The 12709-nt window shown below is 74.5% G+C and carries 13 protein-coding genes; 9 read left to right on the top strand and 4 right to left on the bottom strand.

Translation table 11 applies throughout. The annotated features are described in order from the left end of the window. The first annotated feature begins 665 nt into the window (after positions 1–665). A complete protein-coding gene (locus tag FH610_RS15100; RefSeq protein ID WP_139575062.1) occupies positions 666–1418 on the top strand; it encodes a hypothetical protein in 753 nt (250 codons plus the stop codon). Between the two features lie 65 nt (positions 1419–1483). Here FH610_RS15100 and FH610_RS15095 read toward each other — a convergent pair whose 3' ends face one another. Further along, positions 1484–1684 carry a transposase gene (locus tag FH610_RS15095; RefSeq protein ID WP_139575061.1) on the bottom strand — a complete coding sequence of 67 codons (201 nt, stop codon included), beginning with the start codon at positions 1682–1684 and terminating at the stop codon, positions 1484–1486. Between the two features lie 154 nt (positions 1685–1838). Between FH610_RS15095 and FH610_RS15090 the strand changes: the two genes are divergently transcribed. From FH610_RS15090 to FH610_RS15075, 4 genes are all read left to right on the top strand, one after another. Next, positions 1839–4016, top strand: coding sequence for an amylo-alpha-1,6-glucosidase (locus FH610_RS15090; RefSeq protein WP_139575060.1), 2178 nt, complete (start codon positions 1839–1841; stop codon positions 4014–4016). 30 nt (positions 4017–4046) lie between these two features. Next, the gene (locus FH610_RS15085) at positions 4047–4502 is read left to right on the top strand and encodes a DUF6157 family protein (RefSeq protein ID WP_139575059.1); all 456 of its coding nucleotides are present in this window, start codon (positions 4047–4049) and stop codon (positions 4500–4502) included. Positions 4503–4696: 194 nt separating this feature from the next. Next, positions 4697–5365 carry a dienelactone hydrolase family protein gene (locus FH610_RS15080; protein ID WP_139575058.1) on the top strand — a complete coding sequence of 223 codons (669 nt, stop codon included), beginning with the start codon at positions 4697–4699 and terminating at the stop codon, positions 5363–5365. A 24-nt stretch (positions 5366–5389) separates the two neighbouring features. Beyond that, complete coding sequence (locus tag FH610_RS15075; RefSeq protein WP_139575057.1) at positions 5390–6367, top strand: aldo/keto reductase; 978 nt, start codon at positions 5390–5392, stop codon at positions 6365–6367. A gap of 113 nt (positions 6368–6480) precedes the next feature. Here the strand turns inward: FH610_RS15075 and FH610_RS15070 are convergent, their stop codons facing one another. Then, on the bottom strand, positions 6481–6750 hold the full coding sequence (locus FH610_RS15070) for a hypothetical protein (protein ID WP_139575056.1): 270 nt from the start codon (positions 6748–6750) through the stop codon (positions 6481–6483). Here FH610_RS15070 and FH610_RS15065 point away from each other — a divergent pair. The 3 genes from FH610_RS15065 to FH610_RS15055 are packed head-to-tail and all read left to right on the top strand — an operon-like array spanning position 6731 to position 10298. After that, positions 6731–7471 carry a carotenoid biosynthesis protein gene (locus FH610_RS15065; RefSeq protein ID WP_240808981.1) on the top strand — a complete coding sequence of 247 codons (741 nt, stop codon included), beginning with the start codon at positions 6731–6733 and terminating at the stop codon, positions 7469–7471. The genes FH610_RS15070 and FH610_RS15065 overlap by 20 nt on opposite strands. Next, complete coding sequence (locus tag FH610_RS15060; protein ID WP_240808980.1) at positions 7459–9003, top strand: phytoene desaturase family protein; 1545 nt, start codon at positions 7459–7461, stop codon at positions 9001–9003. The genes FH610_RS15065 and FH610_RS15060 overlap by 13 nt, the downstream gene beginning before the upstream one ends. After that, positions 9000–10298, top strand: coding sequence for a glycosyltransferase family 2 protein (locus tag FH610_RS15055; RefSeq protein ID WP_240808979.1), 1299 nt, complete (start codon positions 9000–9002; stop codon positions 10296–10298). Before FH610_RS15060 ends, FH610_RS15055 begins: the two co-directional genes overlap by 4 nt. On the opposite strand, the gene FH610_RS15050 is transcribed toward FH610_RS15055, so the two are convergent. Then, a complete protein-coding gene (locus FH610_RS15050; protein ID WP_240808978.1) occupies positions 10249–10863 on the bottom strand; it encodes a glycerol-3-phosphate acyltransferase in 615 nt (204 codons plus the stop codon). The two genes, FH610_RS15055 and FH610_RS15050, sit on opposite strands and share 50 nt — an antisense overlap. Here FH610_RS15050 and FH610_RS15045 point away from each other — a divergent pair. Next, on the top strand, positions 10820–11572 hold the full coding sequence (locus FH610_RS15045; protein WP_240808977.1) for a spheroidene monooxygenase: 753 nt from the start codon (positions 10820–10822) through the stop codon (positions 11570–11572). The two genes, FH610_RS15050 and FH610_RS15045, sit on opposite strands and share 44 nt — an antisense overlap. Positions 11573–11646: 74 nt before the next feature. Here FH610_RS15045 and plsX read toward each other — a convergent pair whose 3' ends face one another. Beyond that, positions 11647–12708: a phosphate acyltransferase PlsX gene (gene plsX / locus FH610_RS15040; protein ID WP_420813696.1), complete on the bottom strand. Its 1062-nt coding sequence runs from the start codon at positions 12706–12708 to the stop codon at positions 11647–11649. Position 12709 lies beyond the last annotated feature (1 nt).

The following is a 12709-nucleotide window of genomic DNA, read 5'->3' as shown; positions in this document are numbered from 1 at the left end:
TGACCCGGGAAGACGGTCACGGCCGGGACGGCCGCGTGTCCGCGGCCACCGCCTCCCGGAGCGATCCGCGCCACCAGCTTCGCCGTGCCCGGTTGCACGCCGCGTTCCTCGAGCGCTTCACGGATCGCGGCGGTGACGGCCGCGAGCTTGCTGCGCTCGCGCTCCTGGAGCTCCTCGCTGTCGCCCTGCCCGACGGGCAGACGGTGAAGACCGCGGGCCTGCCCTCCGGCGAGCTCCTCGCCGCGCGGCGGGCGAGCGAAGCGCCGAGCGTGACCGTCACCTCCGCCCTGGCCCCGACCGCCCCGGCCGTCCGGGCGGTGCTCCCCCTCCTCGGGACGCTGCTGTCCGTCCCGGCACTGCGACGCCTCGCCGTCCGGGGGATGGCCCGCATGCCACGCCTACACGCCGGCTGCCGCCTTCGGCCCCGGCCTCGCCACGGCCGTCGGGGGCGTCTTCATTCTCGGCTGAGGGCAGATCACTACTTGGCGCCGCCCCGTGTCACCTGCGCCCTGTAATCGGCGGAGCAGGGGTGGCCTGGGGGTCTATGTCCTGAAGCGGCTGATCCTCTTATTTGACCGGACACTGAGCATCGGGTCCGTGATGGCCCGGCATCGTGCGCTTACCTTCGTTCTTGTACCGTCCACAGGATTTCGGGGGAAATTCTCATGCCTATATGTACAGCCGTACTCGCCGCGGCTCTCCTGTCGGGTCCCGCTCCCGCGGACCCGGCTCCGCTGTCCGCCAAGGAGCCGATGTCGCCCGGCAAGCAGATCGCCGCCATGGCGATGAACCACCCGGAGGAGCCCGACTTCGTCGCGTCCAAGGCCCTGGACATTCTGGACAAGGGTGCGAAGGTCGGCCCGTTCTTCCCGGCGAACGACGAGGCCGAGAACCGGGCGAACGGACCGGCGGCGAACGGCCAGAGCCCCAAGGGCTCGATGACCGGCAGGCAGGCGCCCGCCGGTGGCACGGCCGACAGCCGGCAGGCCGGCACGCAGCCGGCCGGAGGTCCCGCCGGAGGCAACTCGCTGGCCGGCGTCCCGGTGGTGGGCGGCAGGCCCGCCGGAGGCCCGATGAACGGGAACCAGGCGAACGGATCGCAGCCGGGCTCCATGTTCACGATGCCCGCCACCGGAAAGAACAACAGCCAGCGCTCGCCGCAGGACGTCTTCCTTCACCCCACGTCCAACCAGCCGACGTACACCAAGATGTCCGGCAACGACTTCGGCCGTAAGCCGTCGAGCGCGAAGACCGACGACGAGGACGCCGGCGCCTGGGCGCGGCCGCTCCAGGGCTGGGGCATGCCGAAGGCCGGCAAGGCGAAGCCCGCCGTCGCCAAGGCCAAGCCCAAGGCCCAGGTCAAGGCGCAGCCCAAGGCGGCCGCCGGCGACTTCTGGAACATGCCGGGCTGGGACTGAGCGCCCGCTCCGCGGTGAGGCGACGCGGTGGCGCGACGGAGGGGTGAGCCGGTCAGGCTCACCCCTCATCCTTGTCCGCGAGCCCTGGCGGCGTGACGCAGGTCGACGACCTCCACCAGGTCGGCGAGATCGACGTGGGCCGCCACCTCCGCGACGGAGGCGCAGTAGCCGATGTGGTAGCCCAGGTGCCGTACGCGCAGCAGCGGGCGGCCCTCGATGACGATCGAGTCCACCTCGTGCCCCTCCGAGCTCACCCACCTGCGCATGCCGGAAGAGTAGGAAACGGGAGGTCATAGGCGGGTAAAGGGCCCTCTTGACCACTCGATGCGGATATAAGACTGCAAACTCAGCGAAAACCGGCTCGACCTGGGGGTATGAGGGCAACCGTCGGGACCGAGGGACCGGGCCGGGGTGATCGGGATGACGGGCGGGTGGACGTTCGAGGGGCAGCCCAGCGCCATTGGCGGTGGCGCCATGACGCTCGTGGCCGGGGGATCGTTCTGCGTGTCGGCCCGCAGCGGCGACATCTTCCCCGGATCGGCACACGGGATCTACTACGCCGACACCCGGCTGCTGTCCCACTGGGAGCTGCGCATCGATGACGGGCCCATCGAGGAACTGCAGGTCCTGCCGGGCGAGCCGTACCACGCGACGTTCGTCGGCCGGGCCAAGCCGCGGCCGGGGCAGGCGGAGAGCACGCTGCTGGTCGTGCGCGACCGGTACGTCGGCGGCGGGCTGTCGGAGGACCTCACCATCCGCAACATGTCCCATGAGCCGGCCGGCTGCATGGTGACCCTGCACGTCGGCTCCGACGTGTGCGACCTGTTCGAGGTGAAGACCCACCGGGTGCACTGGGTGGCCGACGTGACGACCGCGGCGGAGGAGCGGTCGCTGCGGATGTTCTCGGTCAGCAAGGGCAGGGGGGTGCGGGTGGTCGCCAAAGCCGACGGCACCCCGGTGCTGCCGGTGCTCAACCCGCGCCTGATCATCTTCCGTGTGGTGGTGCCGCCGCGCGGCGAGTGGACGGCCTGCGTGCAGGCCAACCCGATCATCGACGGGGCCGAGACCGAGCCGTGGTACTCGGAGAAGCGGCTGTCGCCCGCGCTGGTCCGGCGGGCGGGACAGTTGTTCGAGTGGGACAGGCGCCTGCCCAAGGTGACGACGACCAACACCGCCCTGGCGGGAATCCTGCGCCAGTCCCACAACGACCTCGGCGCGCTGCGGCTGTTCGACCCCGAGCATCCCGAGCTGCCGCCCACCGTCGCCGCCGGGGCGCCCTGGTTCATGACGCTGTTCGGCCGCGACTCGCTGCTCACCGCGTGGATGGCCCTGGCGCTCGACCCCGAACTTGCGCACGGCACGCTGACCCGGCTGGCCGCCCTGCAGGGCACCAAGATCGACCCGTTGACCGAGGAGGAGCCCGGGAAGATCATGCACGAGCTGCGCTACGGCGCCAGGCAGGACGACACGTCGTCCGGCGGGCACGCCTACTACGGCTCGGTCGACGCCAGCCCGCTGTTCGTCATCCTCCTCGGCGAGCTGCGCCGCTGGGGCCTGCACCGGGCGGCGGTGGAGCGGCTGCTCCCGCACGCGGACGCGGCGCTGGAGTGGATCGAGCGGTACGGCATGCGTGACGGGTTCCTGTGGTATCAGCGGAAGACCGACCAGGGCCTGCTCAACCAGGGCTGGAAGGACTCCTTCGACGGCATCAACTTCGCCGACGGCACGATCGCCCGGCCGCCCATCGCCCTGGCCGAGGTGCAGGGGTACGTCTACGCCGCCTGCATCGCCCGCCACTACTTCGCCAAGGAGGCGGGCGACACCGAGACCGAGCGGCGCTACCGGGAACGGGCCGCCGAGCTGCGCGCCCGGTTCAACGAACGGTTCTGGCTGCCCGACCGCGGCTACTTCGCCGTCGGTCTCGACCACGAGGGCCGCCCGATCGACGCCCTCGCCTCCAACATGGGCCACTGCCTGTGGTCGGGGATCGTCGACCGCGACAAGGCCGCGGCCGTGGCCGAGCACCTGCTGTCGCCCCGGATGTTCACCGGCTTCGGCATCCGCACCCTCGCCTCCGACATGGGCGCCTACAACCCGATGAGCTATCACAACGGGTCCGTCTGGCCGCACGACAGCGCGCTCGTGGCGTCCGGGCTCATGCGCTACGGATTCGTGGAGGGGGCCCAGCGCGTCGCCACCGGCCTGTTCGACGCCGCCCGCGCCTTCGGCGACCGGCTCCCCGAGCTCTTCTGTGGGTTCGACCGCGGGGAGTTCCACGTGCCGGTGCCGTACCCGACCTCGTGCTCACCGCAGGCATGGGCCTCGGCCACCCCGATCCAGCTCATACGGCTCCTGCTCCGCGTGGACCCGTGGGTGCCGCACCGCAAGGTGTGGATCGCGCCGGTGCTGCCCAGGGGGTTCGGGCACCTACGCATCTCCGGCTTTCCGCTCGCGGGCGGGCGAGTCGACCTGGAGGCTCGGGAGGACAGCGGCGAGGTGTACGTGAGCGGCCTGCCCGAGGAGGTGCGCCTCATCGCCGAGGCCCGCCCGCCTGCCGCCTTCGGCAAGCCTTCCGGAGGCGCGCCCGGAGCGGGATGAGCCGTCGATCTCCTGCTGCATAGTGGAGACATGGCCGAGGACCTGAACTACTACTCGACGCTCATCGCGGTCGCCGACGACTGCCCGGTGACCGCCGCGGAGGTGCCCGGGGCCCGGGGCGGCAAGCCCACTGTCGCCGTCCTCCAGTACGAGCTGATCTCCGGCGCGCCGTACGGCATGACGCAGGAGGACGTGCTGTTCGAGACCTGGCTGCGCCGCCAGGACCTGCCGGAGGACCTGTCCGCCGAGCGGCGCGCGGAGCTCAGGAAGGAGTTCTTCTCCCGTTCCCAGGCGTGCCTGAGGGCGTCACCGCTGCCGAAGAGGTACGGCTGGGGGCTGCTGTTCGACCGGGACGGCCGCATCGCGCTGTGTCCCGTGGAGTCGGAGGAGTACCGGCGCCTGGTGGTCGGCGCGTTCCGCGGCGCGCAGGCCGGGGAGGACGGCGGCGTGCGGGTGCTCAAGGCGATGCGCTCACGTCGCTCCTGACGTCGCGATGCTCACGCCGCTCCTGACATCACTGCTGATGCCGCCCGTTCCGCACGCGGAGGCCACGTCGTCCCCGGTTTGCCTCGACCGGCCGGGGGTACGCCACACGGTTGTCCAGTGCCGTCCCGGTTGTGCAGCACCATCCTGGTTGTCCAGTGCCGCTCAGCAGGGCGCGGCCGAGGGGGGCGGGCGTCATGAGCGAGGTCGAACTCAGCGTGCGGATCCCGGTCGGCGATGTCGTGCTCGACGCCGACGTGGCGGTCCCCCGGGAGGCCCGGGGAGCGGTGTTGTTCGCCCACGGCAGCGGCAGCGGCCGGCACAGCCCGCGTAACCGGTATGTCGCCAGGGAGCTGCAGCGGGCCGGGCTGGCCACCGTCCTGGCCGATCTGCTGACGGTGGAGGAGGAGCGCGTCGACGCGGTCACCGGCCACCTGCGCTTCGACATCGGCCTGCTCGCCGATCGGGTGGGCGCCCTGGCCGACCGGCTGCCCGAGGACGAGGTCGTCGGCGGTCTGCCCGTCGGCCTGTTCGGCGCGAGCACGGGCGCCGCCGCCGCGCTCGTCGCCGCGGCGACGCGGCCCGGCGGTGTCGCCGCGGTGGTGTCCAGGGGCGGCAGGCCCGACCTCGCCGCGGGCGCGCTGCGCTCGGTGCGCCAGCCGACGCTGCTGATCGTGGGGGAGCGCGACTCCGTCGTCCTCGACCTCAACAGGGAGGCGATGCGGGCGATCACCGCGCCGGTCCGGCTGGAGATCGTGCCCCACGCCACGCATCTGTTCGAGGAGCCGGGCGCACTGGAGACGGTCGCGCGGCTCGCCCGCGACTGGTTCCTGCACCACCTGGCGGGTGGAGCGGCCTCCGCCTGAGCTGCCCCGCTACGATCTGACCTCATGGAACAGCGCGTGTTGGGCAGGACGGGCAGGCAGGTCGGCGTCGTCGGACTGGGAGCTTGGCAGCTCGGGGCCGACTGGGGCGAGGTGAGCGAGGCCGACGCGTTGGCCACGCTCGACGCCGCGGTCGACGCCGGGACCACCTTCATCGACACGGCCGACGTGTACGGCGACGGCCGCAGCGAGAAGGTCATCGGGAAGCTGATCAAGGAGCGGTCCGGCCTGACCGTGGCCACGAAGATGGGCCGCAGGGTGCAACAGACGCCCGACGTCTACACGCTGGACAACTTCCGCGCCTGGACCGACCGCTCCCGCGCCAACCTGGGTGTCGACACGCTCGACCTGGTGCAGCTCCACTGCCCGCCGAGCGCCGTCTTCGACACCGACGAGGTCTTCGACGCGCTCGACACGCTGGTCGCCGAGGGCCGCGTCGCCGCGTACGGCGTCAGCGTGGAGACGGTGGCCGAGGCGCTGACCGCGATCGCGCGCCCCGGCGTGGCCACCGTGCAGATCATCCTCAACGCCTTCCGACTGAAGCCGCTGGACGAGGTCCTGCCCGCCGCGGAGAAGGCCGGAGTCGGCATCATCGCCCGGGTCCCGCTGGCGAGCGGCCTGCTGTCGGGCAAGTACGGCCCGCAGACCGTCTTCGCCGAGGACGACCACCGCAACTTCAACCGCCAGGGTGAGGCGTTCGACGTCGGCGAGACCTTCTCCGGCGTGGAGTACGGCGTGGGCCTCCAGGCGGTCGAGCGGCTGCGCGGCCTCGTGCCCGAGGGCATGACGATGGCGCAGTTCGCGCTGCGCTGGATCATCGACCAGTCCGGGGTCAGCGTCGTGATCCCCGGCGCCCGCAACCCCCGGCAGGCCGAGGCCAACGCGGCGGCGGCGCAGTTCCCGCCGCTGCCGGCCGAGACCCACGACGCGGTCCGCCAGGTCTACGACGACCTGGTCCGCCCGCAGGTCCACCACCGCTGGTGACGACCTGGCCGGTATCGCGGGGGCGTTCCCGGCGGCCGGCCGTAGCCGATCTCCACCGGCCGCACCCGTGTGGGGCCGAGCGCATCCGATCAGGGGGATGCGCTCGAATCACCCTACGTGGAGACGTGGGAGACCACCCGGAAGAGCGCGGCGAAGAGCGCGGCCGAGGCTGACGGCACGCCACCGGAGCGGCGCGGCTCGCGGCCGCCCCTGCGGCGGGCGAGCGGGCCGGAGATCTCCGGTCCGTCACCTGGGCCGGAACCGCCGAAGGCACCGGGCGCGTCGCGGTCGCCCCGGCGGCGGGGGAGGGGGACGCCGGCGGACGCGCCGCGCCTGAGGGGTGCGTGGCCGAACGCGGCCGGCGTGATCGCGTTGGCCGCCATGGTGGCCGCCCAGATCGCGACGGGGCTGCGGCCCCAGGACCTGCGCCTCACCACCGCGGTCGTGGTCCTGCTCGCGGTGAGCGCACTCGCCTTCGCGGCGGCGGCGCACACCCCGCGCAGGGCGGCGGGCGCGTTCGCGGCGGCGGTGGCGGCCGGTTACGCCGCCGAGTGGATCGGCACGAGGACGGGCCTGCCCTTCGGCGACTACCGCTACACCGACGCCCTGTGGCCGCGGCCTGGGGGCGTCCCGCTGATCGTCGCCCTCGCCTGGGGCGGCATGGGCCTGGCCGCCCACGCCGTCGCCCGCAGCGTGGCGCCGCGCGGCCGGCTGACGCCGATCCTCACCGGAGCCCTGGCGCTCACCGCGTGGGACCTGTTCCTCGACCCGCAGATGCTCAGGCTCGGACTGTGGGTCTGGGCGGAGCCGGGACCGTACCGGGGCGTGCCGCTCGCCAACTTCGCCGGCTGGCTGGTGGTCTCTCTCCTGGTCATGGTGCTTCTCGACCGCGTCACGGGCCGTGCCGCCACGAACCGGCCCGTGAGCGGCGCCGAGGCGGCGGGGACGACCGGGCTCGTCGCGCTCTACACGGTCATGGCGATGATGGAGACCGTCGGCTTCGCCGCGGTCTTCCGGCCGCCCGATCCGTTCGTGGCCGCCGCCGGAGGGCTCGCGATGGGCGCCTTCGCCCTGCTCGCCTGGGGGCGCGCGTGCCGGAGGTGATCGTGGTCGGGGGCGGCGTCGGCGGCATGGTGGCCGCCCTGCTGCTCGCGCGGGACGGGCACGACGTGCGGATCTACGAGCGGCTGCCCCGGCTCGGCGGCAAGCTGGCCGAGCACAGGCGGGACGGCTTCACGTTCTCGATCGGCCCCTCACTGCTCACGCTGCCCGGCCTCTTCCTGGACCTCGGCGTGCCGCTCGACCTGCTCGAACTCGACGAGCTGTGCCGGTATCGCTTCGCGGACGGCTCGACGCTGTCCACCTGCCGCGACCCGGAGCGTACGGCGGAGGCGGTGGACCGGCTCGCGCCGGGCGAGGGCCCCAACTGGCGGGCCTTCCATCGCTGGGCCGCGCGCTGCCTGGACGCCTCCACACGCACCTTCTTCGCGGGACCGCCGTCCGGGCCCGTCGTCGAGCCGCCGTTCCGGTCGGCGGGTCAGCGGTCCGGTGATCGCCCGGGCGGACCGGCGGGCGGGCGGCCGAGCGGTCCTCTCCCGCGCCCCCGGCTGGGCGACCTGCTCGCGGTCGCGCCCGGCCGCACCCTGCATGCTCTGGCGGCCCGGTTCTTCCGGGACGCCCGCCTGCGCCAGTACGTCGACCGCTACGCCACCTACGCCGGGTCGAACCCCTACCGGGCGCCCGCCGCCCTGGGCTGCGTCCCCGCCATCGAGCACGGCGACGGCGGGTGGTACGTGCGGGGCGGGCTGCCCCGCCTCGCGGACGCGCTGGCCGCGTCGCTGGACAAGGCGGGCGTCGAGATCCGTCTGGAGACCGAGATCACCGAGGTCATCGCCGATGCGGAGCGGGTCGGCGGCGTCCGCACGGCCCTCGGCGAGGCGGTCAGGGCCGACATCGTGATCGTCAACGCCGACGCGGCCTCCCTCTACGGGCGGCTCCTGCCCGACCGCGCCCGCCTGCGCCGGATCGCCCGGCTGGGCCTGTCGTCGTCCGCCTTCCTGATGCTCGCCGCCGTCGAGGGGCGGACCGAGGGCCTGCCGCACCACTCGATCGTGTTCTCCGCCGACTACCGGCGCGAGTTCGGCGACATCTTCGACCGGCGGCGGCCGCCGGAGGACCCCACGGTCTACATCGGCTGCCCGGCGGTGGCCGACGCCACCCAGGCTCCCGCCGGCGCGGAGAGCTGGAGCATGCTGGTGAACGTCCCCGCCGGCGACCCCGGGCGCTGGCCCACGCCGCCGGAGGCGTACGCGGAGCTCGTCCTCGACCGGCTGGCGAGCCGGGGGCACGACCTGTCCGGACGGCTGCGCTTCCTCGACCTGCTGACCCCGGCCGACCTGCGCGACCGGTACGGCGCGTGGGGCGGGGCGATCTACGGCGGCGCGTACGGCGGCCCGCTCGCGCCCTTCCGCCGTCCCGGCAACCGGGGGCCGCGGCGCGGGCTGTACCTCGTCGGCGGGTCCGCGCATCCGGGGGGCGGGCTGCCGCTGGTGGCGATGGGCGGGCGCATCGTGGCCGCGTTGGCGCGCAGGGACTTCCCGCGTTCCACGCGGCGGCCGGAGGAGGCGAGACGGTGAGGGCCGGGACGGCCAGGACGGCCACCACGGGCAGGACGGCCAGGTCGGCCAGGTCGGCCGGGCGCCCGCGGCCCGGGGTCGCGGCACGGCTGCTCGCCGCCGCCCAGGCCGTCGCCGCAGTCGTCGTGCTGGTGCGGCTCGCCCGCGGCCGTCGGCGCCTCCCCCCGCTCGCCGCGCCTGAGCCGGACACGTCTCCGGACACCCGCGCGCGCGGCGGCTCGGCGGCGTGGACCGGCCACGGCGGAACCCGGGGGGGTGGAAGTCCGGAGATCTCGGTGGTCATCCCGGCGAGGGACGAGGAACGGCGGCTCGGCCCCTGCCTGCGGGCGGTGCTGGCCGATCCCGCCGTCACCGAGGTGATCGTGGTGGACGACGAGTCCTCGGACGGCACCGCGCGGATCGCCGCCGCCCGCGGGGCGACGGTGGTGCGCGGACGTCCCCTGCCGGACGGCTGGGTGGGCAAGCAGTGGGCGCTGCACCAGGGGCTGCGGGAGGCACGCGGCGAGATCGTGGTCACCCTGGACGCCGACACCCGGCCCCGGCCCGGCCTGTTCGGCGCGCTCGACGCCGCCCTCGGGGATCACGACCTGGTCAGCGCGGGCCCGCGTTTCGTCTGCGACGGCCTCGCCGAGCAGGCGCTGCACGCGTCGTTCCTCGCCACGCTGGTCTACCGGTTCGGCCCCATCGGGCCCCCGGCCCCGCCGCCGCCCCACCGGGTGGTGGCCAACGGCCAGTGCCTGGCCTTCCGCCGGGAGGCGATGCGGCGGGCCGACGGCTTCGCCCGGGTACGCGGCCACATGACCGACGACGTCGCCCTCGCCAGGACCCTGGCCGCAGACGGCTGGAGGGTCGGCTTCCTCGACGCGGGGGGCCTGCTGGAGGTCGACATGCACGAGTCGGCGGCCGAGGTGTGGCGGGAGTGGGGGCGTTCGCTGCCGCTGCGCGACGTCACCCGCCCCGCCTGGCAGGCGGCCGATCTCGCCGTCGTCTGGCTCGCCGCCGCGTTGCCGGCGCTCCGCCTGGCCGCCGGGCGGCCGACCCGGCTCGACCTGACGCTGCTCGCCGTACGGGTGCTGCTCACCACCGCGCTGCGGCGCAGCTACGCCCGGCCGGGCGCGGGCGTGCTGCTGTCGTTCCTGCTCGACCCGGCCACGGCCGTACGGCTGACGCAGGCGACGCTGCGGCCCGTCAGGACCTGGCGGAGCCGCGCCTACAGCCTCGGCCGCCCGGCCTTCGCCGATGCCGTCACGCGCGGCGCGCGGCCAGCGCCGCCTGACCGAAACGCACCCCGATGAGGCACATCAGCGCACCGGTCGCGGCGACGTGGCCGATCGGCGCGAACGGCAACTGCAGCAGCGGGATCGCGAAGACCCCGGCCCTGGCCCCGATCGCGAACGACCGCGTGAGCAGGAACGTCACCGCCAGCAGGGCGAGCGCGAGCACGAACGCGGGCGGGCAGATCACCGCGATGCCGCCGGCGAAGGTCAGCACCGACCGCCCGCCGCGGAACCCGGCGAAGACCGGCCAGGCGTGCCCGATCATCGCGGCCCCCACCGCCAGGTATGCGGCCGTGGCGCTCGGGCCGGTGACCACTCCCAGCCCGGTCGTGTGCGCGCCCGCGGCCAGCAGCCCGAGCAGCCCGGCGAGCACGCCCTTGGCCGTGTCCCCGGCGAAGACCGGCACGGCGGCCCGGTGGCCGAGCCGTTCGCGCACGTTCCAGAAGCCGGGGTTGCGGTCGCCCACCTCCCGGGGATCCACGCCCCGCCGCCCCGCGGCCAGCACCGCCACCGGGATCGAGCCGAGAAGGTAGCCGCCGATGAGCGACACCAGCATGGGGACGAGCGGCGGGAGCGTCGTCACGTTCCACCTCCAGAGATACGCCGGCCGGGGGGCGATGCGACACATGGCCTTCGACCGCCCGGTGCTGCGCCGCACCGGGGGCCTGCTGTTCTGGCGGCTGCTCGGCACGGGCCGGGGGGCGTCGACGACCCTCGGCGCCGACCTGCGCCGCTGGGCGCTGCTCGCCGTCTGGCGGGACGAGCGGGGGCTCGAGGAGTTCCTGGCACGCTCGCCGATCCCCGCGAGGTGGCGGCGCGAGGCGATCGAGACTTGGCACGTACGGCTCGTGCCGACCGCCTCGCGCGGGCGCTGGAACGGCGTCGAGCCGTTCGCCCCCGTGACCGGCGGCCCTGACGGCGAGCCGCACAGCGGTCCGGTGGCGGTGCTGACCCGCGCGTCGATCCGGCCGTCGCGGCTGCCGGCGTTCTACCGGTCCGCACCCGCCGTCGACCGGTCGCTGCGGGCCCAGGAGGGCTGCCTCGCCTCCGTCGGGCTGGGGGAGTGGCCGCTGGCCAGGCAGGCGACCTTCTCCCTGTGGCGGGACGCCGCCGCTGTACGCGCGTTCGCCTACGCCGGGCGGGCGCACCGCGAGGTCGTCGAACGGGTCCGCGCTCACGACTGGTACTCGGAAGAGCTGTTCGCCCGGTTCATCCCGTACGCGAGCGCGGGCACCTGGGACGGCGCCGACCCCCTCGCCGGCCCCTTCGCCGGCCCCTTCGCCGGTCCGTGAGCAGCCCCACGGGCCACTGGGGCGTCCTCGTGAGCTGGAACGTGAGCCGGAGCCGGGTCCGGCCGCGCGGGAGGTCACCGCCCGGGGCGGATGGCGAGACGGTCGCCGAGGCGGGCCACGACCTCGCCCTCGGCCAGGTCGCGCGCCACCACGCAGGCCCTGGCGATGGTCGCGGCCCGGGAGGAGCCGTGCGCCACGACGACGGTGCGGGTGAGCCCGAGCAGGGCCGCGCCGCCGTGCGTCTCGGGGTCGTAGCGTCGCGCCACCCGGCCGAGGTCGGCGGATCCGGCCACGCCCTCCGCCGCCGCGAGGGCGAGCGTGGCGCGCACGGTCCCCTCCACGTTCTTCAGCAGGACGTTGCCGGTGAAGCCGTCGGTGACGATCACGTCGACGGCCCCGGTGAGCACGTCGCCGCCCTCGACGTTGCCGTGGAAACGCAGCGGCATGCCGCGCAGCAGGATCTCGGCCCGGCGGGTCAGCCGGTTGCCCTTGCCGGGCTCCGCGCCGATCGACAGCAGCCCGACGCGGGGGTCGGCAACGCCCAGCACGAGCTGCGCGTACGACGCCCCGAGCAGTGCGAACTGGGCGATCATCTCGGGCGTCGGGTCCACGGTCGCGCCGGCGTCGATCAGCACGGTGGCCCCGCCCGCCGTCGTCGGCAGCGCCACGGCCAGCGCGGGGCGCAGCACGGCGGGCGCGGTGCCCAGCCGGTCGACCGCGCAGGCGACCACGGCCCCGGTGGACCCCGCCGACACGAAGGCCGGGCCCGCTCCGTCCCGCACGAGATCGAAACCGACGGCCAGGCTGGAGCAGCCCATGCGGACCGCACCCGCGCCCCGCTCGGTCATCGGCACGACGTCGGCGGCGTGCGCGACGTCGATCTCGCCCGCCGCCCCGGCCCGGGCCAGTTCCCCGCGTACGACTCCCGCCTGGCCGACGAGAACCACCGGCACGCCGTGCTCCCGCCACGCCTCGACCGCCCCCCGCACGATCTCCGCGGGCCCGTGGTCCCCGCCCATGGCGTCCACCACGACCGGCCGGGACATCACGTCCCGCTCGCGGGCGGGGATCCTCGGCCCGGGGACCGGACCGGCGCCCGGCGCGGCGTCCTGTCCGGGATCCTGCTCGGGATCCACG

It is taken from the genome of Microbispora catharanthi, from assembly GCF_006334915.2.
Lineage (GTDB): Bacteria > Actinomycetota > Actinomycetes > Streptosporangiales > Streptosporangiaceae > Microbispora > Microbispora catharanthi.
Note: the sequence above shows the minus strand (reverse complement) of the source record. Positions and strands in the feature narration are given on the sequence as shown.